Annotated in this window: 25 protein-coding genes; 14 read left to right on the top strand and 11 right to left on the bottom strand. The window is 68.3% G+C overall.

The window, feature by feature from the left end:
- Positions 1-284: 284 nt before the first annotated feature.
- Complete coding sequence (locus ASG80_RS13975) at positions 285-1,115, bottom strand: MBL fold metallo-hydrolase (RefSeq protein WP_056731720.1); 831 nt, start codon at positions 1,113-1,115, stop codon at positions 285-287.
- Positions 1,115-1,789 (bottom strand): dihydrofolate reductase family protein, encoded by a 675-nt coding sequence (locus ASG80_RS13970; RefSeq protein WP_235508330.1) that lies wholly within the window; start codon positions 1,787-1,789, stop codon positions 1,115-1,117. Before ASG80_RS13970 ends, ASG80_RS13975 begins: the two co-directional genes overlap by 1 nt.
- Between ASG80_RS13970 and ASG80_RS13965 the strand changes: the two genes are divergently transcribed.
- On the top strand, positions 1,780-2,274 hold the full coding sequence (locus ASG80_RS13965) for a helix-turn-helix domain-containing protein (RefSeq protein ID WP_056731716.1): 495 nt from the start codon (positions 1,780-1,782) through the stop codon (positions 2,272-2,274). The two genes, ASG80_RS13970 and ASG80_RS13965, sit on opposite strands and share 10 nt — an antisense overlap.
- A gap of 252 nt (positions 2,275-2,526) precedes the next feature.
- Here ASG80_RS13965 and ASG80_RS13960 read toward each other — a convergent pair whose 3' ends face one another.
- Positions 2,527-3,471: a patatin-like phospholipase family protein gene (locus ASG80_RS13960; protein WP_082590372.1), complete on the bottom strand. Its 945-nt coding sequence runs from the start codon at positions 3,469-3,471 to the stop codon at positions 2,527-2,529.
- 162 nt (positions 3,472-3,633) lie between these two features.
- On the opposite strand from ASG80_RS13960, the gene ASG80_RS13955 reads away from it, so the two are divergent.
- Positions 3,634-3,801, top strand: a complete 168-nt coding sequence (locus ASG80_RS13955) for a hypothetical protein (protein ID WP_156401850.1) — start codon at positions 3,634-3,636, stop codon at positions 3,799-3,801.
- Positions 3,802-3,876: 75 nt separating this feature from the next.
- Here the strand turns inward: ASG80_RS13955 and ASG80_RS13950 are convergent, their stop codons facing one another.
- Positions 3,877-4,419 carry a dihydrofolate reductase family protein gene (locus ASG80_RS13950; protein ID WP_200952573.1) on the bottom strand — a complete coding sequence of 181 codons (543 nt, stop codon included), beginning with the start codon at positions 4,417-4,419 and terminating at the stop codon, positions 3,877-3,879.
- A 197-nt stretch (positions 4,420-4,616) separates the two neighbouring features.
- Between ASG80_RS13950 and ASG80_RS13945 the strand changes: the two genes are divergently transcribed.
- Both ASG80_RS13945 and ASG80_RS13940 read left to right on the top strand, forming a co-directional pair.
- Positions 4,617-5,471 (top strand): metalloregulator ArsR/SmtB family transcription factor, encoded by an 855-nt coding sequence (locus tag ASG80_RS13945; RefSeq protein WP_056731710.1) that lies wholly within the window; start codon positions 4,617-4,619, stop codon positions 5,469-5,471.
- Complete coding sequence (locus tag ASG80_RS13940; protein WP_056731707.1) at positions 5,468-6,073, top strand: dihydrofolate reductase family protein; 606 nt, start codon at positions 5,468-5,470, stop codon at positions 6,071-6,073. Before ASG80_RS13945 ends, ASG80_RS13940 begins: the two co-directional genes overlap by 4 nt.
- Before the next feature lie 113 nt (positions 6,074-6,186).
- Here ASG80_RS13940 and ASG80_RS13935 read toward each other — a convergent pair whose 3' ends face one another.
- Positions 6,187-7,020: an SDR family oxidoreductase gene (locus ASG80_RS13935; RefSeq protein WP_235508329.1), complete on the bottom strand. Its 834-nt coding sequence runs from the start codon at positions 7,018-7,020 to the stop codon at positions 6,187-6,189.
- Between the two features lie 95 nt (positions 7,021-7,115).
- On the opposite strand from ASG80_RS13935, the gene sigJ reads away from it, so the two are divergent.
- Complete coding sequence (sigJ, locus tag ASG80_RS13930; RefSeq protein WP_056731705.1) at positions 7,116-7,997, top strand: RNA polymerase sigma factor SigJ; 882 nt, start codon at positions 7,116-7,118, stop codon at positions 7,995-7,997.
- 25 nt (positions 7,998-8,022) lie between these two features.
- Here the strand turns inward: sigJ and ASG80_RS13925 are convergent, their stop codons facing one another.
- Together ASG80_RS13925 and ASG80_RS13920 are read right to left on the bottom strand one after the other, a co-directional pair.
- Entirely contained in the window at positions 8,023-8,208 is a 186-nt protein-coding gene (locus ASG80_RS13925) for a hypothetical protein (protein WP_056731704.1), read from the bottom strand.
- On the bottom strand, positions 8,205-8,537 hold the full coding sequence (locus ASG80_RS13920; RefSeq protein ID WP_056731702.1) for a hypothetical protein: 333 nt from the start codon (positions 8,535-8,537) through the stop codon (positions 8,205-8,207). Before ASG80_RS13920 ends, ASG80_RS13925 begins: the two co-directional genes overlap by 4 nt.
- Before the next feature lie 68 nt (positions 8,538-8,605).
- Here ASG80_RS13920 and ASG80_RS13915 point away from each other — a divergent pair, with 68 nt between their 5' ends.
- Positions 8,606-9,370: an SDR family NAD(P)-dependent oxidoreductase gene (locus ASG80_RS13915; protein WP_056731700.1), complete on the top strand. Its 765-nt coding sequence runs from the start codon at positions 8,606-8,608 to the stop codon at positions 9,368-9,370.
- Between the two features lie 20 nt (positions 9,371-9,390).
- On the opposite strand, the gene dhaM is transcribed toward ASG80_RS13915, so the two are convergent.
- The 3 genes from dhaM to dhaK are packed head-to-tail and all read right to left on the bottom strand — an operon-like array spanning position 9,391 to position 11,766.
- Complete coding sequence (gene dhaM, locus ASG80_RS13910) at positions 9,391-10,104, bottom strand: dihydroxyacetone kinase phosphoryl donor subunit DhaM (RefSeq protein ID WP_056731697.1); 714 nt, start codon at positions 10,102-10,104, stop codon at positions 9,391-9,393.
- Between the two features lies 1 nt (position 10,105).
- On the bottom strand, positions 10,106-10,753 hold the full coding sequence (dhaL, locus tag ASG80_RS13905; protein ID WP_056731693.1) for a dihydroxyacetone kinase subunit DhaL: 648 nt from the start codon (positions 10,751-10,753) through the stop codon (positions 10,106-10,108).
- Between the two features lie 11 nt (positions 10,754-10,764).
- Positions 10,765-11,766 (bottom strand): dihydroxyacetone kinase subunit DhaK, encoded by a 1,002-nt coding sequence (gene dhaK, locus ASG80_RS13900; RefSeq protein WP_056731691.1) that lies wholly within the window; start codon positions 11,764-11,766, stop codon positions 10,765-10,767.
- Between the two features lie 208 nt (positions 11,767-11,974).
- On the opposite strand from dhaK, the gene ASG80_RS13895 reads away from it, so the two are divergent.
- Complete coding sequence (locus tag ASG80_RS13895; RefSeq protein ID WP_082590366.1) at positions 11,975-12,760, top strand: MIP/aquaporin family protein; 786 nt, start codon at positions 11,975-11,977, stop codon at positions 12,758-12,760.
- Between the two features lie 111 nt (positions 12,761-12,871).
- Positions 12,872-14,392 (top strand): glycerol kinase GlpK, encoded by a 1,521-nt coding sequence (gene glpK / locus ASG80_RS13890; protein ID WP_056731688.1) that lies wholly within the window; start codon positions 12,872-12,874, stop codon positions 14,390-14,392.
- Between the two features lie 90 nt (positions 14,393-14,482).
- Here the strand turns inward: glpK and trpD are convergent, their stop codons facing one another.
- On the bottom strand, positions 14,483-15,535 hold the full coding sequence (trpD, locus tag ASG80_RS13885) for an anthranilate phosphoribosyltransferase (RefSeq protein ID WP_056731687.1): 1,053 nt from the start codon (positions 15,533-15,535) through the stop codon (positions 14,483-14,485).
- A gap of 130 nt (positions 15,536-15,665) precedes the next feature.
- On the opposite strand from trpD, the gene ASG80_RS13880 reads away from it, so the two are divergent.
- The 6 genes from ASG80_RS13880 (at position 15,666) to ASG80_RS13855 (ending at position 21,525) form a co-directional block, all read left to right on the top strand.
- Positions 15,666-16,304, top strand: a complete 639-nt coding sequence (locus ASG80_RS13880; RefSeq protein WP_056731685.1) for a heme-copper oxidase subunit III — start codon at positions 15,666-15,668, stop codon at positions 16,302-16,304.
- 49 nt (positions 16,305-16,353) lie between these two features.
- A complete protein-coding gene (locus ASG80_RS13875) occupies positions 16,354-17,148 on the top strand; it encodes a c-type cytochrome (RefSeq protein WP_056731683.1) in 795 nt (264 codons plus the stop codon).
- A 38-nt stretch (positions 17,149-17,186) separates the two neighbouring features.
- Complete coding sequence (locus ASG80_RS23620) at positions 17,187-18,263, top strand: ubiquinol-cytochrome c reductase iron-sulfur subunit (protein WP_056731681.1); 1,077 nt, start codon at positions 17,187-17,189, stop codon at positions 18,261-18,263.
- Positions 18,260-19,894, top strand: coding sequence for a cytochrome bc complex cytochrome b subunit (locus tag ASG80_RS13865; RefSeq protein WP_056731678.1), 1,635 nt, complete (start codon positions 18,260-18,262; stop codon positions 19,892-19,894). Before ASG80_RS23620 ends, ASG80_RS13865 begins: the two co-directional genes overlap by 4 nt.
- Positions 19,895-19,927: 33 nt before the next feature.
- The gene (locus ASG80_RS13860) at positions 19,928-20,788 is read left to right on the top strand and encodes a putative RNA methyltransferase (protein WP_056731676.1); all 861 of its coding nucleotides are present in this window, start codon (positions 19,928-19,930) and stop codon (positions 20,786-20,788) included.
- An 80-nt stretch (positions 20,789-20,868) separates the two neighbouring features.
- On the top strand, positions 20,869-21,525 hold the full coding sequence (locus tag ASG80_RS13855) for a hypothetical protein (protein WP_056731675.1): 657 nt from the start codon (positions 20,869-20,871) through the stop codon (positions 21,523-21,525).
- The last annotated feature ends 55 nt before the right edge of the window (positions 21,526-21,580 follow it).

Below are 21,580 nucleotides of genomic sequence, written 5' to 3'. Positions count from 1 at the left end.
CGCCGCACCCACCAACAAACCGGTGCGAGCGGAACTGAAGGTACTCGCGGTCTCGAACCTGACCTCGCTCGGCCTTTTGAGTAACGCCGCGGGCTCGTCGCCTAGGTGCGGGGCTCACACGCATAGCCGAACATAGGAGCGAGCGAAGTAGCGCCCTCATGCCGCGGAGAGCTTTGTAGAAGTCCGGTTAAGCGACTTCACCATCAAACCTCATCTTCTGCAAACAGGTTGCAAAACGGCGGCCGATGCGACGTCCTCCATCTTCGCTCGCCGCTGCCCGCTCGCTAGTCGGGCGCACCATCGCGCTCGCTTCTTTGGGCGAGGCTTTGCAGTTGCCATGTGTGCACGTCGCTCACCCATTCCCAACCGGGCTTGGCCGATGAGCCGATCCGCGGGTCGCTGGGAACGTGGCCGTTCCGCATGGCGTTCACATAGGCCCGATCTTGGTCGATCCGTGCGCGCAACTGGCCAGCGCCGCCGACGGACCCGTGGCCAGGGATGACGACATCCACGCGGTCCGCCACGCGCTCAAGCAACTCCAGTGCGGCGAGGTAGTCCTCGATCGGGTTCGCGGCCTGCAGGTCGAGCATCGGAATCAGGACGTCGGAAAGCATGTCGCCGGCGACGAGAACGCCGCACTCCTCGATCAACAGCGCCGCATGGCCTGGCGCATGCGCCTGATGCTCGATGATCCGGACCTTGGGGCCATCCCAAGGAATCTCCGCAGCTTCGGCGGGCAGACCGGTGATGAGACCGAGCAGCTCCATCGGGACATCATCGGCAACCTCCGGCGGCAGCCCCTCGGCCACCTGGGCCTCCCAGTCGGCCTTCGACAGCAGATCTCGGAGAGAAGCCGCGCAGCGGGCTGTGCCGTAACGAGGCGCGTTGCCGAGCGCGGGGTGCCAGAGCACGTGGTCCCAATCGGGATGCGTCGAGAAACCTGCCACGACAGGCTGGCCCAACTCGCGAAGGTCGTTCGCGAGGGTCGCCATTTCGTCGCCCGTGATACCCGCGTCGATGAGCAGCACGCCGGCATCGCCCTCCACGACAACTGCGTTGCTCTGGATGCACTCGCTCTCGTGGACCAGTACGCCACCGGCAACCTGCTTCAGCATCAGCTGGCCTCGCTCACATCGCGGATGGCGTAGTGGTGCATCGTGACGCCCGATTCGAACGATCGATGCTCGAGCAGATCGAGTTCGATCGGCATGTCGTAATCGTCGAACAGCGGCCTGCCGAAGCCGAGGATCGTGGGATGCGTAGCGAGGAGCAGCTCGTCGAGCAGACTCGCCCGGAGCAGCTGCGTCGCCAGCGCTGCGCCCCCTACCCCGATTGTGCCGTCGGTCTCGGCTCGAAGGGCGGCGAGCTGCTCGATCGCGTCGTCTCCCCCGATGATCCGGGTGTTGTGATCGGCGCTTTGTCGGGTGCGGGAGACGAGCACCTTTGGCTTGGCGGTCCAGATCTCGGCGTACTCGCGCATGTAGTCCGGCAGCGACACGTCCTCGCGCGCCCGCGGCCAATATTCCTCCATGATCTCGTACACGACCCGGCCCAGGACCATGAGTGCGAGCGCCTGCTCCTGCGCGTTCCACTCGCGGTGCAGTTCCTCATCGATGCGCACCCACTCGCCAGCCCCGTTGTCCCCAGGGACCTGCTCGATCCGCAGGTCGAGGGACACGTTCATCCCGTAGACAAACCGGCCCATCGGCTCCTCTTCCCAATAGTGATTGCACTTTGCAACTACTATAGTGAGAAGCAAATGCCTGTCAAGGAGGAATCGTGGAACCACGCTCCGGGAGCCCGATCAACGCGGCCGTCGAGGTGCTCGGAGACCGCTGGTCGCTGCTCATACTTCGCGACGTCATCTTCGGCGACCGCCGCTACTTCCGCGCGCTGCTCACCGGATCAATCGAGGGCATCGCCTCGAACATCCTCGCCGACCGCCTCGTGAGGCTCATCGATGCAGGCATCCTCACCCGCGGCACCGCCGCAAGAGGGCAGCGGGCTCGCTACAGCCTCACTGAAGCCGGCATCCAGACCCTCCCGATCATCTACGCCCTCGGCAACTGGGGCCTCGACTGGCGTTCCGGCAGCGCCGAGCTCCGGGCCCGGCAGCAACTCATGCGCGATGAGGGTCCGGCGTTCATCGAGGAGCTCATGGACGAGCTCCGCGCCCGCCACCTCGGCGCCCCGCCAAAGCCGCACGGCGGCTCAGGCCCGTTCGAGCGCCTCGACGCCGCCTACGCCGCAGCATCCGACCCGACATCACCGTGACCGACCTGCATGCCGTGCTGGTCGGCGCAATCGCGATCGAGCGCGCGGCCCGCCGATCAGGTTAGTCTCGGCCTCGACGTCGTGCTCCGCGGCCTACGGGTCGAAGGCACATGATCCAGCCCAGCCCGACTCGAATAGTACGAAAACGGATAACGCGCTTCACCACCAAAAGCACGCTATGTGCGAAATCTGCACATAGAGCGAAATTGGATATCGCTTGGGCCTCCCCTACGTCGGCTGGCTTCGCAGGCGTCAGCGCCAGAATTCGGTGAGCTGCTCGGCAAGGGCTCTGCCTTGGTCGTAACCAGCTCGAGCAGCAGGCGGACGCAGCGACAGATCCATCGCATTGGCGCCGAACATGTGCTCGGAGCTGCTGTCCGGGAAGATGGTCTCGACCCAGCTACCGCCTGCGCGGAGTTCGTCGACCTGCGCCGCGAGCTGCATGCCCCAGTTCAGCGGTAGCAGCGTTCTGCCGCCGAGTGGAGACAGCACCAGCACGCGCTCGTATCCGGCTGCCAGATCGGCATTCTCGGCGTTGGATCGGTAACCGCCGTCGATGTATCGGTCGTCCCCGATCCTGTAGGGAAGGCCACCACCGGCACAGCTGGCGGCCACGGCGTCCACCAGGTCGACCCCGCTGTGGCGGTCGAACATGACCGGATCACCGGTATGTGCATCGACCGCCGTGATGAGCACGGTTCGTTGCGGCCAGCGCTGACTGGGCAGTCGCGCGGCGACGGTGCCGCGCCACTGAGTTGGCCAGGAGCCGTCCGACGCCGCATCCATTTCGAGTGCCGCCGCGCCCATTCTGCGGCGCATGTCGGCCGCATCCTCAGCGGAGGCGATGATCTTTTTCATCCTCTCCAGATGGTCCGTCGTGGGCCTGCTCGCAACACGTGCATGGTCGGATCCGACCAGACCGGTCCGCTGCTGGGGGGCAATGGCAAGGATGGCGGCAAGCAGCTCGGTCGGGGTCGCGCCAGCTATCTGGGCCGCGGCCGTCGAGCCGGCTGACGTCCCGATGGTCAGGTCGGCTGTGGTCACGTCCAGCCCGGCATCGAACAGGCCGGCGATGACGCCGATCAGCCACGCGTTGCCCGTCGATCCGCCACCACCGAGGACCAACGCCGTGCAGGAGTGGCGTTCCGAGACGTTGTGAGAAGTCGCCTCCGAGTTGAACGGAAGTGAATGATTCATAGTCGTAGCTTTCTGAGAGTGCATGCAGCGCTCCCCGCGACGGCTACGTCAGTCGCGCGATCGTGAACTCGAAGGAGCGCCCAGAGTGGACAGTGTGTGCATCGGGCTCACCTCCTCGAATCGTGTCACGTTCGCCGAGAACTTTACCGGTTGGGGCTCGGCGTGCCAACCGACGAGTTCTGGTTGGACCTGCCCAAATCCGCCCCACCCCACCGCTCGACCCTCGGCTACATCGACAGCGATGCAGTGCTGACGATCGAGCGCGGCGACCACCACCGGGCCGGCCTTGAGTGTGACGAGCTTCGTGCCGCCGGGCATGTCGCTGATTGACACGGGCAACTCACGCTTCTCCTGCGAGGGATCGGACCAACCGACGGTGCGATGGAGGTTGGGTGCGACCGACGCCTACCCGATGACGCGGTAGTCGAGAAGCAGGTGGCTTGTTGGGGAGATCACGTTTCGGATCGGGACGAGGCGGATCGGCGGCAACCCGTCAAGGAGTCTTCGCCCGGCGCCGGCGATCGTCGGCGCGATCACGAGCCTGAGTTCGTCGACGACGCCTGCGGTCAGCAGTGTCTGCGCGACCGAGATGCTGGCGTGGACGCCGATGTCGCCTCCGGGCCGGTTCTTCAGGTCTCGCACGAAATCGACCAGCCCGCCTGCGACCGCACTCGCGTGGGCCCACTCGCGGTCGATCGGTGCGGATGTCGCGACGTACTTCGCGACCGTGTTGATGAACGTCGCGAACGGCTCGATCTCGCTGCCCGGCCAGAACCCAACCCATTCGTCGTAGCTGCGACGGCCCAGGATCACAGCGTCTTGCGTTGCGATCACATCGGCGATGGTGGCGTCCACTGCGTCGTCCCAGTCGGTGAGGAAACCGGCGGGATTCTCGGCGACACCGTCGAGTGACATCAACTCGTACACGACGACTTTTCTCGAGCTCACCGACCGATCATGCCAGCCGATGTGAACTGTGTCCATATCGGCTGCGCTCCGGCGGTACGACGAAGACAACCTTGCCCAGTGCTCGCTCCTCTCCTGCCGCGTCTGCGGCGCTGCTGGTGAGTCGGAGCGGTGCGGGGTGACTCGACATCGCGAATTAGTCCTTGACATGAATATTCACTCCGATGAATACTTAAGCCATGCACGAACAGCTCGCCGCCCTTGCAGACGCCGCCCGGTGGCGGATCGTCCAGCTCCTCGCCGAGCGGCCCCGATCGGTCGGCGTCGTTGCCGAACTCGCCGGTCTGCGCCAGCCGCAGGCGACCAAGCACCTGCAGACGCTCGAGCGGGCGGGGCTCGTCATCGCCCGCCGCTCCGGACAGCGGCGCATCTACGCCCTGCAGACCGAGGCGCTCCTGTCAGTCATGGCGGAGCTGGGGCGGGTCGCGGACCTCGCCGACGCGAACCGCAGCGACCGGGACGCGTTCGACCAGTACTTCGCGAGCGTCGAGGCCGAGACCCTCGCCGCCGACCGTGACCGGTGGGCCGACGAACGCGACTACGTGTTCCGCCGCACGCTCGCCGCATCCCGCGACACCGTGTGGGATCACCTGACCCAGCCCGCGCTGCTCGCCGAGTGGTGGGCGCCGGCCGACCTGCGGCTCGCGCACGTCGAGTTCGGCACCCGGCCCGGCGACCGCCTCGTGCAGGAGTACTCCGATGCCGACGACCGCATAGGCGTGGACGGCGTGGTCGGCCGGGCCGAGGGGGTGGTCGACGACGTGAAGGCGGCGGAGCACCTCGCGTTCCGCCTCTCGCCGTTGCTGCCGGACGGCACGACCGCGTTCACGGCGCACTACTCGTACTCGCTCGCGGATGCGGGGGCGGGGACCGACCTCGAGGTGCGGCTGCGCATCAGCGACAGCACCGTCCCCTCGGCGGAGTTCATCGCGGGCATCCAGCTCGGCTGGGACCAGTGCCTCGACAAGCTCGCCGCGACCGTCGCGGCGAGCACCATCACCAGTCACACCATCACCAGTGAGGAAGCGCAATGAATACCAACGGACGCCGCGTGGTCGTCAACATCATCCTCAGCATCGACGGGTACTACCACGGCCCGGGTGGTCCCCAGGACATGGGCTTCGTGATGCCGTACGCGCTCACCGACGTTGCGCGCGACCACCTCACCGGGCTCTGGCAGCCGGCAACGACAGCGCTGCTCGGCCGCACGAACGCCGAGGGCTTCATGGGCTACTGGCCGCCGGTCGCCGACCAGGCTGACGCCGACCCGCGGGACCGCGGCTACGCCGCCTGGATGCGCGACGCCGAGAAGGTCGTGCTCTCCAGCACGCTCACCGAGGCGCCGTGGGAGCGAACGCGGGTCTTCGACGAGCCGGCCGAGGACGTCGTCGACCGGCTGAGGGCGGAAGAGGGCGGCGACATCGTCGTGTTCTCGAGCGCGAGCGTGATCAAGGCGCTGCTCGCCGCCGATCGCGTCGACCGGCTCTCGTTCATGATCTTCCCGGAGATCCTCGGCGGCGGCGCGCGGTTGTTCGAGGACGGCCTGCCGGCAACCAAATGGGGCCTCGCCAAGGCGGTGACCGGCGAGCACGGGGTCGTCTCCCTCGCCTACGACCGGCTGCGCGCCGACGATTAGGGAAGACCTCGCGGCGACGCGTCTCGAAATCAGGACGAGCGGATGCCGCTGGCTCCTGCTCCCATACTCCGGTGGGGGCCCAGCGGCATCCTCTACATCCTTCAGACCGCGGTTCAGACCACGACGCGCTCCCCGACCCGCTCGGCGAGGAACTCCTCCCAGGTGTGCTCCCCCACCGCCCGGTCTGGCGACAGGTTCGCACCGCCCAGCATCGCGCGCGCCGCACCACCGGGCAGCCCGATCCGCACGATCGGACGGCGTCGACCCGTCGCCCGAAGGTAGCCCCGCATGACTTCCGCGGCGTCGTAGATCCGGGGTCCCGCAAGGTCCGGGACGAGCCCCGCCGGTGCGCCGAGCGCGAGCTCGACCAGTCGGTCCGCCACCTCCCCGGCGTCGACGGGCTGGACGCGCATCCGGCGCGGCAGTAGGACGACCGGAAGCTTCGCCATCTGCTCGGCGACCATGAACACGAGGTCGTGGAACTGGGTGGCGCGAAGCGAGGTCCACGGGATGCCGGACTCGGTGATCACGCGCTCGGCGCCCGCCTTCTCGGCGAAGTAGCCGAACATGCGCCGGTCGGTGGCGCTCACGACCGGCATCCGGTCGGCGCCGACGACCGAGATGTAGACGATGTGCCGCACCCCTGCGAGCTTCGCCGCCTCGACGAGCCTGCGCGCCTTGCCCTCGTCGCCGGTGCCGCTGCCAGCACAGTGGACGACGACCTCGATCCCCGCCATCGCTGCCTCGACGCCCTCGCCTGACTCGAGGTCGGCGGCGGCGAACTCCACCCCGTCGATTCCTGTCGCCGGCGCCGTCCGTCCCAGCACGCGCACCTGACGGTCCGCCTCTCGCAACCGGGCGACGACGAGCCGGCCGAGCGTGCCCGTGCCACCAGTGACGAGGATCGTGACGTTCCGGCTGTTCTCCTGGTGCATCGGCTCCTGCATGATCGTGCTCTCCCTCGTGTCGTATGCCGCTCCGCGCCGTGCCGGCCGGAACGTGTTTCACTGCATTGACACGCCCCACTGAGAGAATGTGACAGATGCCCGACCTCGATCTGCTGGCCGAACGATTCGACGCGCACCGCGGCCATCTCCGTGCCGTGGCCTACCGGATGCTCGGCTCGTTGAGCGAAAGCGACGATGCCGTGCAGGAGGCGTGGCTGCGTGCCAGCCGCGCCGACGCGAGCAAGGTCGAGAACCTCGGCGGCTGGCTCACCACGATCGTCGCTCGCGTCTGCCTGAACATCCTGAGGGCGCGTGCGACACGACCCGAGCAGCCGTATGGCATCCATATGCCCGATCCCGTCCTGAGCCGCGCCGAAGCGGTCGATCCCGAGCGCGAGGCCGTCCTGGCCGACTCGGTCGGGCTCGCCCTCCTCGTCGTCCTCGACACCTTGACCCCTGCCGAGCGCCTGTGCTTCGTCCTGCACGACATGTTCGCGGTGCCGTTCGACGAGATCGCGCCGATCGTGCCGTGCACGCCGGCTGCAGCGCGCCAGCTCGCCAGTCGCGCTCGCCGGCGGGTGCAGCAGGCGCCGACTCCCGACCGCGACCCGGTCCGGCAGCGGGAGGTGGTCGACGCCTTCTTCGCGGCCTCCCGGAACGGCGACTTCGAGGCACTCGTCGCGGTGCTGCATCCCGATGTCGTGTTGCGATCCGACGGGGGCACCGGGCGCCCGGCGGCATCCTTGTTCTTCCGCGGCGCCCAGGAGGTGGCGGGCAACGCGGTCATGTACGGCGTCCTCGCGCCGCATGCCCGCCCGGTGCTCGTCAACGGCGCGCCCGGCGTCGTCGTCGTGCCGCGCAAGGAGGCGGTCTCGGTGATGGCGTTCACCGTGAACGACGGCCTGATCGTCGCGATCGACGTGCTCGCCGACCCCGATCGGCTCCGGACCCTCGGCGTCTCGTCGCTGGCCGGCTGAGTGCCCGGCCCCGGCTGCCGCTCTGTCAGGCGTCGACCGCGGGCTCCAGCAGGGTGACGGATGCCGCGTCGGCATCGACCTCGGCGAGCACCCCGAGTGGCAGCGGCACGTTCGGCGCCTCGTCCTCGTCGAGGCCACCCGACAGCGCCGCGACCGTGACGGTATCGCCAGGCCGGAGGGCCCTCCCCCGCAGCACCTCCGCCACGGTCACTGCGGCTCGGTGCGCTCTTCGAACTTCTCGAGTCGGCGCCCGGTCGCCGGCATTCCCAGCTCGTTGTACGGTCCCGTCATATCCTGCTCCGGGAGCCGTTCGTCGGTCGGGCAGACGAGCACGGTGTTCGGGGTCGAATGGTCGATGACATGCTCGAACATCGGATGCCCGCAGATCGGGCAGGTCTGCTGGTCGGCGGGGATCGCGGGTCTCTCGTCATCGGCCGTGATCGGCGGAGGGCCGAACACGGGCTCCAGCGCCCGGTCCACGCGTTCGAAGAACCTCGTGAACGAGTTGCCCTCAGGCGGGCTGGCCTCTTCGCGTGCCATGCGCTGATGGTACGCCCGCTCCCCTCGACGGCGCCATACCCGCATTCGTGCGCCATAGGCTGGTGGCCATGCAGTCGGATGCCGCCAGCCGCCCTGTCACCGTCGTCACTGGCGCCAGCCGGGGCATCGGGGCCGCCGTCGCCGAACGGCTCGCCGCCGACGGCCACGACCTGGTGCTCACCTACCGGGACCGGGAGGCGGACGCCACCGAGGTCGTGCGCGCCTGCGAGGCATCCGGCGCGCGGGTGCAGCTGATGCGCGTCGACCTGGCCGACCTGGACGCGGCCGCGACGGTGCTCCCAGCTGCGATCGAGCGGTTCGGCACGGTCACAGGGCTCGTGAACAACGCCGGCATCACCGGGCGGATCGGCGGATTCCTCGATGGCTCCGTCGAGGAATCCGAGCTCGTGTTCCGCATCAACGTGCTCGCGCCCATTGTGCTGACCCGCGCGGCGATCACGCACATGGCCACCGACCGAGGCGGTGCCGGCGGCTGCATCGTGAACATCTCCTCGGGCGCGGCCACCACGGGTGCGCCGAACACGTACATCCCGTACTCGATGAGCAAGGCGGCCCTGAATGCGCTCACGACGGGCGCGTCGAAGGAATTCGGTCCGGTGGGCGTGCGCGTGAACACGGTCTCACCGGGCACGACCCGCACCGAGATCCACGCGGCGGCGGGGCGACCGAACGCGCCCGACGAGCGCGCAACGCACATCCCCATGCGTCGACCGGGCGAGGTCCACGAGATCGCGGGTGCGGTGGCCTACCTGTTCTCGGCGGATGCCTCCTATACGTCGGGCGCCGACATCCGCGTGGCCGGCGGCAACTGACGCCGCAGCCGGCCGCCCGCTCAGCCCTCGCCGAATCCCGACTCCGCCAGCGCGGCGATCGCGTCGACAGCCTCGCGCCCGTTCGGATCCTCACTCAAGAGCTCCACCGTCGCGCCCTTCGTGAGGCCGAGCGACATGATGGCGAGCAGGCTCTTCGCGTCGGTTCCGTTCACCGTGACCTTCTGCGGGAACGTGGTCGCGAGCTTGACCAGCTCCGCGGCGGGTCGCGCGTGCAGCCCGTCGGCGTTGATGAGCGTGACGACCCGCGAGTAGGCGGATGCCGCGGTACCGCCCTCCCGCGGTTCCGGCGCTCCCGAGACGTTCGCCGCCTCGGCGGCCGCGCCGCCGCCCGCCGATTCGGCCGCCGCGACGACCTGTTGGAGGTCGTCGCCGGCCTCCGCCGACACGGCCGCCGCGACGCCGCCCTCGACGAGCGGGGCGTCGGCGATGCGCACGCGGGCGCGCGTCTCGTCGTCGAGGAAGTCGAGTGCCGTCTCGGCGGTGAGGATCGCCGACCCGAGGTCGCACAGCACGGCCACGCCCTCGCCGGAGTCCGCCTCCGCGATCCCGGAGCTCACCAGGTCGAAGCTCGTGCCGATCCGCCCGTCGTCGGTGCCACCCGCGGCGATCAGCGCCGCGGTCGGCGCCATCTGCCGTGCGAGGTCGACGAGGCCGTCCGCGATCCGCGCGGAGTGGGAGACGAAGACGACGCCGACCTTGCCGGGTGTCGCCACCTCACGCCCCTGCCGATACGGACGCCGTATCGGCCGCAGCCCGGAGCAGCAGCGCGCTCGACTGGGCGCCGGGGTCGCGATGTCCGGCGGAGCGCTCGCCGAGATAGCTCGCCCGGCCCTTGCGCGCCACGAGCGGCACGGTCGCATCGGAGCCGGCACGTGCGGCGTCGGCCGCGGCCGCGAGGACCGCGGCCGCATCCGCCCCGTTCGAGGCCGCCAGCGCCGCGGCCTCGACCGCCGGCGTCCAGGCGTCGACCATGGTCTTGTCGCCCGTCTCGGCCTTGCCGCGCGCGACGATGCCGTCGCGCGCCGCGGCCAGTACGGCGGCGACCGCCGCCCCGTCGAGCGAGGCCGCCGACCCCGCCGCGACCGCGCCCCTCAGGTACGCGGTGCCGTAGAGGGGGCCGGCCGCCCCGCCGACGGTCGAGATCAGCGTCGTCGCGACGAGCTTCAGGACATCCCCGGGCGTGGACCCGGCTGGCAGGTCGTCGAGCTTCGGGAGCACGGCCTGGAAGCCGCGATCCATGTTCTCGCCGTGATCGCCGTCGCCGATCTCGCGGTCGAGCGTGATGAGCTCGACGCGGTGCTCGGCGATCACGTCGGCGCTCTGCCTGACCCAGTCCACCGCCCAGGTGATGTCCAGTCCCACTGATACCTCCCCTATCGTCCCCACCGGAGTGCCGCGGTCTGCACCGGGGCATCCCACAGCTCGATCATCTCGTCGTCGAGCCTCAGCAGGGTGAGCGACATCCCCTGCATCTCGAGCGAGGTGATGTAGTTGCCCACGAGCGATCGCGCGATCATGATGCCGCGCTCCTCCAGCACCTCCGCAGCGCGACGGTATGCGAGGTACAGCTCGATGAGCGGCGTACCGCCCATGCCGTTGACGAAGAGCAGCACGCGATCGCCGGTCGCGTACGGGAGGTCGTCGAGCACCGGTTCGATGAGACGGTCGACGAGCCGGTCGGCGGGCTCGAGCTTGATGCGCTCGCGGCCGGGCTCGCCGTGGATGCCGATGCCGATCTCGATCTCGTCCTCTGCGAGGGTGAAGCTCGGCTCCCCCGCATGCGGCACGACGCACGGCGTCAGGGCGAGCCCCATCGACCGCGCGTTGGCATTGACGCGTTCGGCGAGGTCGGCGACCTCATCGAGCGAGTCACCGCGTTCGGCGGCGGCACCCGCGATCTTCTCGACGAGCACCGTTCCGCCGACCCCTCGGCGACCCGCAGTGTAGAGCGAGTCCTTCACTGCGACGTCGTCGTTCGTCACGATCGCGCGCACGGTGATGCCGTCGGCGGATGCCAGGTCGGCCGCGGTCTCGAAGTTGAGCACGTCGCCCGTGTAGTTCTTGACGATGTGCAGCACCCCGGCGCCACCGTCGACGGCCTTCGTCGCGGCGAGGATGGGGTCGGGCGTCGGCGATGTGAACACGGCCCCGGGCACAGCGGCATCCAGCATGCCGAACCCGACGTACCCGGCGTGGAGCGGCTCGTGCCCGCTGCCGCCGCCGCTCACGATGCCGACCTTCCCTGCGACGGGCGCGTCGGCGCGCACCACATGGATCGGATCCATCTCCACGCGGACGATGTCGGCGTGGGCCAGGCCGAACCCGGCGACCGATTCGTCGACGACGCGCTTTGGATCGTTGATGATCTTCTTCACGGGTATCCCTTCCCCAGGGCTGCCGAACGCCGCGCGACCATGCGTCGGCGCCGACGCAGCACTTCCCAGTCAACCTACGCCCGACGACGGGCCTGCGGTAAGTGCTTCCATCAAATCCGGCGCGGCCATTCCGCGGGCAGCATGCCCTGAGTATGGTGGGCAGTGTTCCGCCCCTGGGCGAAGCCCTCGGGCCAAGCGAAAAGGATGGATGGTCAACGTGGACGATCTCTGGAAATTGGCCCTCAGCGAGCTCGTGGGCACGGCGATGCTCGTGCTCCTCGGCTGCGGCGTCGTCGCCAACGTCTTGCTCGGCAAGACGAAGGGCTTCAACGGAGGATTCCTCATGATAACGTTCGGCTGGGGCTTCGCGGTCTTCTCCGGCGTCATCGTCGCGTTCGCATCGGGCGCGCACATCAACCCGGCGGTGACACTCGGGCTCGTGGCCAACGGGGCGACCGAGTTCGGCAACGCAGCACTCGGGCTCACCGTCCCGGTCGATCTCCTGTCGGTCACCGCCTACATCGGCGCGCAGCTCATCGGCGGGATTATCGGCGCCGTCGTCATGTGGCTCGCGTACAGGCAGCACTTCGACGAGGAGGTGCCGGCTACCTTGAAGCTCATCGTGTTCTCGACCGTCCCGGCGATCCGCTCGTACGGGTGGAACCTCGTCACCGAGATCATCGGCACGTTCGTGCTGGTCTTCGTCGTCATCGGCTTCGGCGGCGGTCGCCAGGGCGAGGGCGGGCTCGCCGCGCTCGGCGCGCTGCCTGTGGCGCTGCTCGTGATCGGTATCGGCGTGTCCCTCGGTGGTCCGACCGGCTATGCGATCAACCCCGCCCGCGACCTCGGACCGCGCATCGCACACGCGTTCCTCCCCTTCAAGGGCAAGGGCGCCTCCGACTGGGCATACTCCTGGGTGCCCGTCGTCGGACCGATCATCGGCGGACTCATCGCCGGTTGGTCGGCCATCTGGCTGATTCCGATCATCACCTGATCATCCGGCGGGGCCGGCCGGCGAAGGGCCGGCCCCGCTTCAGTTCCGCACGCGCACGTGCGCCCGCCGACGCCGATGCCGGCGGGGCATCCGCAAGATTGAGAGGAAGTCATGGCTGACTACATCCTGGCGATCGACCAGGGAACGACGAGCTCGCGCTCGATCATCTTCGACAGGAAGGGTTCCATCGTCGCGTCGGGTCAGCTCGAGCACGAGCAGATCTTCCCGAAGGCCGGCTGGGTCGAGCACGACCCGATGGAGATCTGGCGCAACACGCGCGAGGTGATCGGGCAGGCGCTCGGCAAGGCCGACCTCACGAGACACGACATCGCCGCGGTTGGCATCACCAACCAGCGGGAGACATCCGTGGTCTGGGACAAGAACACGGGCCAGCCCGTGTACAACGCGATCGTGTGGCAGGACACCCGCACCCAGCCGATCGTCGACCGCCTCGCGGCCGACGGCGGCGTCGAACGGTTCAAGCAGCAGGTCGGCTTGCCGCTCGCGACGTACTTCTCGGGCACCAAGATCGTGTGGATTCTCGAGAACGTGCCCGGTGCGCGGGAGAAGGCCGAGGCAGGTGACCTGCTGTTCGGCACGACCGACACGTGGGTGCTCTGGAATCTCACGGGCGGGGTCGAGGGCGGCGTGCACGCGACAGACGTCACGAACGCCTCGCGGACCATGTTCATGGACCTCGAGACCCTCGCGTGGGACGACGGGATCCTCGCCGCCTTCGGCGTGCCCAAGTCGATGCTCCCCGAGATCAAGGCCTCCTCCGAGGTCTACGGCACAGTCGAGCCGTCGAGCCTCCTGAGGGAGGTACCGGTCGCGGGCATCCTCGGCGACCAGCAGGCCGCGACGTTCGGGCAGGCTGCGTTCGATCCGGGCGAGTCCAAGAACACGTACGGCACCGGCAACTTCCTGATCTTCAACACGGGCGAGGAGATCGTCCACTCGAAGCACGGGCTGCTCACGACACTCGGGTACAAGCTCGGCGACGACAAGCCGCACTATGCACTCGAGGGCGCGATCGCCATCACGGGCGCACTCGTCCAGTGGCTGCGCGACAACCTCGGGCTCATCTCAAGCGCGCCTGAGATCGAGGACCTCGCGAAGACCGTCGAGGACAACGGCGGCGCGTACTTCGTGCCGGCGTTCTCGGGCCTGTTCGCCCCGTACTGGCGCCCCGACGCACGTGGTGCCCTCGTCGGCCTCACCCGATACGTGAACAAGGGCCACATCGCCCGCGCCGCCCTCGAGGCGACCGCGTTCCAGACCCGCGAGGTGCTCGACGCGGTCAACGCGGACTCGGGGGTCGACCTCACCGAGTTGAAGGTCGACGGCGGCATGATCGCCAACAACACGCTCATGCAGTTCCAGGCCGACATCCTCGGCGTGCCCGTCGTGCGCCCGGTGGTCGCCGAGACCACCGCACTCGGGGCGGCCTACGCGGCCGGCCTGGCGGTGGGCTTCTGGTCCGATCTCGACGAGCTCCGCGCGCACTGGCAGGAGGACTCCCGCTGGGAGCCGCAGATGGAGCCGGCCGAGCGCGACCGTCAGCTCCGTCTCTGGAAGAAGGCCGTCACGAAGACGTTCGGCTGGATGGACGACGACGTGTCGCACGGGTGACGCCGAGGGCGTCGCACGAGTGACACGAAGGGCCCCGCGGCATCCGCGGGGCCACTTCGTCGTGGTCCGGCGATCAGACGGATGCCACGCTCACACCTTCGTCGCGGCGATCCACTGATCGAGCTTGCGCGCTACCGCACCGCTGTCGATCGCCTCCTCGGCGACCGCCATCTTGTCGCGGAACCGGTCGAGGATCGCCCGCTGGAACTGGCTCGGGTCCTTCGCGAGCTCGAACGCCACGAGCCCGGCGGCCGCGTTCAGCACGACGATGTCGCGGACCGGTCCCCGTTCCCCTGCGAAGACCCGGTGCACGATCTCGGCGTTGTGGGCCGCATCGCCGCCGACCAGGTCTTCGATGCTCGCGCGCTGGATGCCGAGCTCCCGCGGATCGAGGTCATGCTCCTTGACCGTGCCGCGGGAGACCTCCCACATGTGGCTGTGGCCCGTCGTCGTGAGCTCGTCGAGCCCGTCGTCGCCGCGGAACACGAGGGCGGTCGCGCCGCGAGTCTGGAACACGCCGACGATGAGCGGCACCCGGTCGAGGTGCGCGACCCCCACCGCCGACGCCTCGGGGCGGGCGGGGTTGCAGAGCGGCCCGAGGAAGTTGAAGACCGTCGGAACGCCGAGCTCGGCACGCACCGGACCGGCGTGCTTGAAGCCGGGATGAAACGCCGCGGCGAACGCGAACGTGATGCCGGTCTCGCCGAGCACCTCGGCCACCCGATCGGCAGGCAGCGAGAGGTCGAGGCCCAGCGCGGCGAGCACGTCGGACGAGCCCGACGACGAGCTCGCGGCGCGGTTGCCGTGCTTGATCACGGGAACACCCGATGCCGCGGCCACGATGGAGGCCATCGTCGACACGTTCACCGTGCCGAACCGGTCGCCGCCCGTGCCCACGATGTCGAGCGCCATCGGGTCGACCTGCAGCGGCACCGCATGCTCCAGCACGGCGTCGCGGAACCCGACGATCTCGTCGACGGTCTCCCCCTTCACGCGCAGCGCGATCAGGAAGCCGGCGAGCTGCGCAGACGTCGCGGTGCCCGTCATGACCTGCTCCATGCACCACGCCGCATCCGACACGCTCAGGTCCTCGCCGTCGAGCAGCGCGGAGATGATGTTCGGCCAGTTCTGTTGGGCGGGCATGCGTCGATCCTATCGAGCGGTTTCAGGGCGGATTCACGGCGCAAACCCATGAGAAGTTAGGCTTCCCTAACCGTTCGACGTCGAAACGACTCCCCCGGTTGACGAAAACTCAGGCTTGATTTCAGCCATAATGGGGAGCGTGACGAGCACCTCAATCACTTATCAGGCGACCGCGCCCGTGATCAAGCGCCCCAACACCGTTGCAGTGGGCACGATCGTGTGGCTCGGCAGCGAGGTCATGTTCTTCGCGGGGCTCTTCGCGATCTACTTCACGCTGCGGTCGACGTCGCCCGCCCTCTGGGAATTCGAGGCGGATCGCCTGAACTTCCCGTACTCGCTGACGAACACGATCATCCTCGTCTCATCGTCGTTCACCTGCCAGTTCGGCGTGTTCGCGGCGGAGCGACTCCAGCCGTACGCGACCGGCTGGAAGCCGACGCAGTGGGGCATGACCGAGTGGTTCTTCCTCACGTACGCATTGGGTGCCATCTTCGTCGCCGGCCAGATCTGGGAGTACGCCACGCTCGTCTCCGAGGGCATCGCCATCGACTCCAACTCCTACGGGTCCGCGTTCTACCTCACCACCGGCTTCCACGGCCTGCACGTCACGGGCGGCCTGATCGCGTTCCTCCTCGTCATCGGCCGCGTCTTCTCGGTGAAGAACTTCGGCCACCGCGAGGCGACCAGCGCCATCGTCGTCTCGTACTACTGGCACTTCGTCGACGTCGTCTGGATCGGCCTGTTCCTCGTCATCTACGTCCTCAAATAGTCGCACCAGGAGCGCCACGAACAGCATGCCTGCGAACAGGAAGAACTCAATGAACCGCTCGAAGCGACGCACCGGTCGCCGGCACCCGCTCGCCACCGTCGCGCTCCTCGCGCTCGGCCTCGTCTTCACCGGCGGCGCGTACGCGGCGATCAGCAGCGGCACCGCGGCGCAGGCCGAGGCGAAGCCCACGTCGCAGGAGACGATCGAGGAGGGCAAGAAGCTCTTCCAGGCCAACTGCGCCACCTGTCACGGTCTCGAGGCGCAGGGCACCGCGAACGGGCCGGGCCTCATCGGCGTCGGCGCGGCCGCCGTGGACTTCCAGGTCGGCACCGGCCGCATGCCGATGCAGATGCAGGGTCCGCAGGCACAGCAGAAGCCGCCGCAGTTCACCGACGAGCAGGTCAAGCAGCTCGCCTACTACGTCGCCTCGCTCGGCCCCGGCCCAGACATCCCCGCCGACCACCTGGTCAACGGCGGCGGCGACGCAGCGAACGGCGCCGAGTTGTTCCGCATCAACTGCGCAATGTGCCACAACGTGGCGGGCGCCGGCGGCGCACTCACCGAGGGCAAGTTCGCTCCTCCGCTCACGAATGTCTCGGGCGTGCACGCCTACGAGGCAATGGTCACCGGTCCGCAGAACATGCCGGTGTTCAACGACCTGAACATCTCTCCCGAGGACAAGCGCGACATCATCACGTACCTCAAGTACGTGCAGGACAACCGCTCGCCCGGCGGTTTCGAGCTCGGCTCGCTCGGACCCGTAGCGGAGGGCCTGTTCATCTGGATCTTCGGTCTCGGCGCGATCGTCGCGGTCACCATATGGATCACGGCGAAGTCCAATTAGCGCACGCCCCGCACCGAAGTACCTGAAAGAGGAGAACCATGGCACAGGACGACCACAGCGGCACTGAGCTCGCCGCTGCCGACTCGTCGCACGCCGAGCAGGAATTCGCCGGCTCGACCGGCACAGCGGTCATTCCCCACGACGGCTTCACGAATCCCGGCTTCGAGCCGCACCGTCCTCGCGTCACCGACGAGGACCCCAAGCGCGAGAAGCGCGCCCAGCGCACGGTCTACACCCTCTTCTACCTCTCGATCCTCGGGAGCGTGTGGGCGATCGCCGCGTACATGCTCTTCCCGATCGAGGGGAATGACGTCGGTGCCGTCCGCCTGAACAACATGTTCATCGGCTTCGGGGTGACGCTCGCGCTGCTCGGCATCGGCTTCGGCGCCGTGCACTGGGGCAAGTCGCTCATGACCTCCCCCGAGTCCATCGACATCCGCCACCCCATCGGGGGCACGGAGGCGACCAAGCAGGGCGCCGTCGAGGTCTTCCGCGAGGCCGACGAGGAATCGGGGTTCACTCGGCGCTCGGTCATCCGCAACAGCCTCATCGCAGCGCTCCTCGCGCTTCCGATTCCGGCCGTCGTGCTGTTCCGCGGTCTCGCTCCTCAAGACCAGCTTCCCGTCGAGCTCCTCAGCCACACCATGTGGGCGAAGGGCACGCGCCTCACTCTCGACCCGTCGGGCGTGCCGATCAGGGCTTCGGATGTCACGATCGGCAGCGCGTTCCACGTGATCCCAGAAGGTCTGGCCGAGCTCGAGCAGGGCAGGCTCGAGGAGAAGGCGAAGGCCGCCGTGCTCCTCATGCGCCTCGAGCCGAGCGAGCTCAACCCGGCGCCAGGCCGTGAGTCGTGGGCGTATGACGGCATCGTGGCCTACTCGAAGATCTGCACGCACGTCGGATGCCCCGTCGCCCTCTACGAGCAGCACACGCACCACCTGCTCTGCCCCTGCCACCAGTCGCAGTTCGACGTGTCGAACAACTGCGAGGTCATCTTCGGCCCGGCCAAGCGACCGCTGCCGCAGCTGCCGATCGCCGTCGACGACGAGGGCTACCTCATCGCGCAGAGCGACTTCACCGAACCCGTCGGCCCGAGCTTCTGGGAGCGAAATTGACCACCGCACCGACACGACCATCCGCGCCCGCCAAGCGCACGTTCACGGCGGCGGCGTCGGACTACCTGAATGACCGCACCGGTCTCGCCGTCGCGATCAAGGGTCTCGGACGCAAGGCGTTCCCCGACCACTGGTCGTTCCTGCTCGGCGAGGTGGCGCTCTTCAGCTTCGTCCTGGTCCTGCTCTCGGGAACGTTCCTGACGTTCTTCTTCCAGGCCTCCCAGGCCGAGGTGCACTACGACGGCTCCTACGTTCCCCTCAAGGGCGTGGAGATGTCGGTCGCCATGGCATCGACGCTCGACATCTCGTTCGACATCCGCGGTGGGCTCTTCATTCGCCAGATGCACCACTGGGCCGCCCTGCTGTTCGTGGCCGCCATCGGCCTGCACATGCTCCGGGTGTTCTTCACCGGCGCGTTCCGCAAGCCCCGCGAGATCAACTGGGTGTTCGGCTTCACGCTGTTCGTCCTCGCGATGGCGGAGGGCTTCACCGGGTACTCGCTCCCCGACGACCTGCTGTCGGGCAACGGCCTCCGCATCATCGACGGCATGGTCAAGGGCATGCCGGTGATCGGAACGTGGACCTCCTTCCTGCTGTTCGGCGGGGAGTTCCCGGGCACGGCCATCGTCGGCCGCCTCTACACGCTGCACATCCTGCTGCTGCCGGCGCTCGTGGTCGCCCTCGTCGCGATCCACGTGGGGTACGTGTTCATCCACAAGCACACGCAGTTCGCCGGTCCTGGACGCCAGCCCACGAACTCGGTCGGCCCGCCCATCCTGCCGATCTACGCGGCGAAGGCCGGCGGCTTCATGTTCATCATCTTCGGCGTCATCTCCCTCATCGCGGCGCTCTTCACGATCAACCCGATCTGGAACTACGGACCGTACGACCCGTCTCCGGTGTCGGCCGGTACGCAGCCCGACTGGTACATCGGCTTCGCCGACGGTGCCCTGCGCCTGATCCCGCCGGGTTGGGAGTTCGTATGGCTCGACCGCACATGGTCGTTCAACATCCTGGTGCCGCTCATCGGCATCGGCCTCTTCCTGGTGCTCGTGGTCAGCTACCCGTTCATCGAGGCGTGGGTGAAGGGCGACAAGCGCGAGCACCACATCGCCGATCGTCCGCGCAACGCGCCGACCCGCACCGCCATCGGTGCGGCCGGGGTCACGTTCTACGCGGGCCTGTGGGCCGCGGCGAGCTCGGACATCCTCGCGACGCACTTCTCGCTCACGATGGAGGGCGTGATCCACGCGCTCCAGGCCGTGGTCATCATCGGGCCGTTCATCGCGTACTTCCTCGCCAAGCGCGTCTGCATCGCGCTGGAGAAGAAGGATCGCGAGATCGTGCTGCACGGTTACGAGTCCGGCCGCATCGTGAAGCTCCCGGGCGGTGAGTTCATCGAGGTGCACCAGCCCCTCGACGAGTTCGACCGCTGGAGGCTCGTGAGCTACGAGTCGTACGCGCCGCTCATGCTGCGCCCCAACGCCCGCGGCAAGATCACGTTCGGCCAGCAGCTCCGTGCGGGCTTCTCACGCTGGTTCTTCGAGGACCGGATCGCGCCGGTGACCAGGGGCGAGCTCGAGGCATCGCACTCGACGCATCACGAGGTCACGCAGTCCGAGCAGCACTGAGCCTTCCCGCTCACCGATTCGGGCACCGGTTCCATGTCGATCGACACGACATGGCTCCGGTGCCCGAACTGCTTCCTGCCGCTTGAGGCCGTCGACGCGCGCGTGCTCGGCTGCGGTGCCGGTCACCGGTTCGACCTCTCGAAGCACGGCTTCGTCACGCTGCTGCCTCCGAAGGCGCCGACGACGAAGGGCGACGATCGCGGGATGCTCGCGGCTCGCTCGTCCCTGCTCGACGGGGGTGCCTACGCCCCGATCGCTGCAGCGATCGCCGACGTCGCCGCGGCCGTGCCTCCGAGCGCGTCCGGAGCGCCGCTGCGCATCGCCGACCTCGGCTGCGGAACCGGCTACTACTCGGCGACGCTCGCTCGAGCAGTGCCCGGAGCTGCGTTCCTCCTTGCCGATCGATCGCCCGACGCAGTGCGAATGAGCCTGCGCGCCCTCCCCGGCGCGACCGGGGTCGTGCTCGATCTCTGGCGCCCCCTTCCGATTCGCGACGGCGTCGTCGACGTCGCCCTCAACGTCTTCGCGCCGCGCAACGGTGTCGAGTTCGCTCGCGTCCTCAGGCCGAACGGCCGACTCGTCGTCGTCGTCCCGGCCGCCGAGCACCTGCACGAGCTTCGGCGAAGTGGAGCGCTCCTGGATGTCCCCCCAGGCAAGGCCGACCGAGTTGCCGAGCAACTCGGCGAGTCCGGTTTCGAGCTGAAGTCGAAGACGTCGATCGAGTATGCCCTCGAGACGGATGCTGCGACCCGCAGTCTCCTCGCTGGCATGGGCCCGTCGGCTCACCACGCGGCCAGCCTGTCGCCAGTCACCGGATCGAACGATGACCTCATCGGCGTCACGATCGCGGTGGACCTCCTGGTCTTCGCACGCTCACCTTGGTCTCCGGCATGAGCCGGTCGCCCGCGGACGTGAGGGCCAGTCTCAGGCCCCGTCGTCGGGACAAACCGACCCATCGGCTCCATACTGATGGCATGGACGAGTGCTGCGGCGCGCAGAGCCCGGAGGGGTACGAGGAGGTCTTCGACGCGCGATTCGCCGGGAAGGCCGCGCGTCGGTATCGCCGGAAGGGGCTCACACCGACGGAACGGCGGCTCGTGGGGTTCCTCTCCTCGACCGGCATCGAAGACGCCTCGGTGCTCGAGGTGGGCGGTGGCATCGGTGAGATCCAACTGGAGTTGCTCGCTCGAGGAGCGGCGCGCACGACCAACCTCGAACTCTCCGGCGCGTACGAGGCGGATGCGGGACGACTGATCGACGAGGCAGGGGTCGGAGACCGCGTCACCAGGATCCTCGGCGTGGATCTCGCGACGTCTCCCGAGGCGGTCGACCGGGCCGACGTCGTCGTGCTGCATCGAGTGGTGTGCTGCTACCCGGAGTACGAGCGACTGCTCGGGGCCGCAGCCGATCGGGCTCTTCGCACCGTCGTCTTCACCCATCCGCCGCGGACGATTCGGACTCGTGCGATGGTCGGTCTCGGCAACCTCATGGGCCGGCTCTCGGGGCGCGCCTATCGGGGATTCGTCCACTCGCCCGACGCGATGGCCGACGTCGTTCGCCGACACGGCTTCGAACTCCGGTATCGCCATCGCGGCCTGTCGTGGTGTGTCGTCGGCGCGGTGCGCGGTTGATCCGGGCGGCACCGATCGGCGCGCGTGCGATGCGCGAAGCCCCGGCGCAATGCAC

Origin of the sequence: Agromyces sp. Soil535, from assembly GCF_001428255.1 — a bacterium.
GTDB lineage: Bacteria > Actinomycetota > Actinomycetes > Actinomycetales > Microbacteriaceae > Agromyces.
This window is presented reverse-complemented; position numbering and strand designations above follow the sequence as displayed.

Excerpts from the sequence above, each read along its gene's own strand:
- ASG80_RS13975 (WP_056731720.1), bottom strand. The coding sequence starts at position 1,115 with ATGCTGAAGCAGGTTGCCGGTGGCGTACTGGTCCACGAGAGCGAGTGC.
- ASG80_RS13960 (WP_082590372.1), bottom strand. The coding sequence starts at position 3,471 with ATGAATCATTCACTTCCGTTCAACTCGGAGGCGACTTCTCACAACGTC.
- ASG80_RS13945 (WP_056731710.1), top strand. The coding sequence starts at position 4,617 with ATGCACGAACAGCTCGCCGCCCTTGCAGACGCCGCCCGGTGGCGGATC.
- ASG80_RS13940 (WP_056731707.1), top strand. The coding sequence starts at position 5,468 with ATGAATACCAACGGACGCCGCGTGGTCGTCAACATCATCCTCAGCATC.
- ASG80_RS13935 (WP_235508329.1), bottom strand. The coding sequence starts at position 7,020 with ATGCAGGAGCCGATGCACCAGGAGAACAGCCGGAACGTCACGATCCTC.
- sigJ (WP_056731705.1), top strand. The coding sequence starts at position 7,116 with ATGCCCGACCTCGATCTGCTGGCCGAACGATTCGACGCGCACCGCGGC.
- ASG80_RS13920 (WP_056731702.1), bottom strand. The coding sequence starts at position 8,537 with ATGGCACGCGAAGAGGCCAGCCCGCCTGAGGGCAACTCGTTCACGAGG.
- ASG80_RS13915 (WP_056731700.1), top strand. The coding sequence starts at position 8,606 with ATGCAGTCGGATGCCGCCAGCCGCCCTGTCACCGTCGTCACTGGCGCC.
- ASG80_RS13895 (WP_082590366.1), top strand. The coding sequence starts at position 11,975 with ATGGTCAACGTGGACGATCTCTGGAAATTGGCCCTCAGCGAGCTCGTG.
- glpK (WP_056731688.1), top strand. The coding sequence starts at position 12,872 with ATGGCTGACTACATCCTGGCGATCGACCAGGGAACGACGAGCTCGCGC.
- trpD (WP_056731687.1), bottom strand. The coding sequence starts at position 15,535 with ATGCCCGCCCAACAGAACTGGCCGAACATCATCTCCGCGCTGCTCGAC.
- ASG80_RS13880 (WP_056731685.1), top strand. The coding sequence starts at position 15,666 with ATGGGGAGCGTGACGAGCACCTCAATCACTTATCAGGCGACCGCGCCC.
- ASG80_RS13875 (WP_056731683.1), top strand. The coding sequence starts at position 16,354 with ATGAACCGCTCGAAGCGACGCACCGGTCGCCGGCACCCGCTCGCCACC.
- ASG80_RS23620 (WP_056731681.1), top strand. The coding sequence starts at position 17,187 with ATGGCACAGGACGACCACAGCGGCACTGAGCTCGCCGCTGCCGACTCG.
- ASG80_RS13860 (WP_056731676.1), top strand. The coding sequence starts at position 19,928 with ATGTCGATCGACACGACATGGCTCCGGTGCCCGAACTGCTTCCTGCCG.
- ASG80_RS13855 (WP_056731675.1), top strand. The coding sequence starts at position 20,869 with ATGGACGAGTGCTGCGGCGCGCAGAGCCCGGAGGGGTACGAGGAGGTC.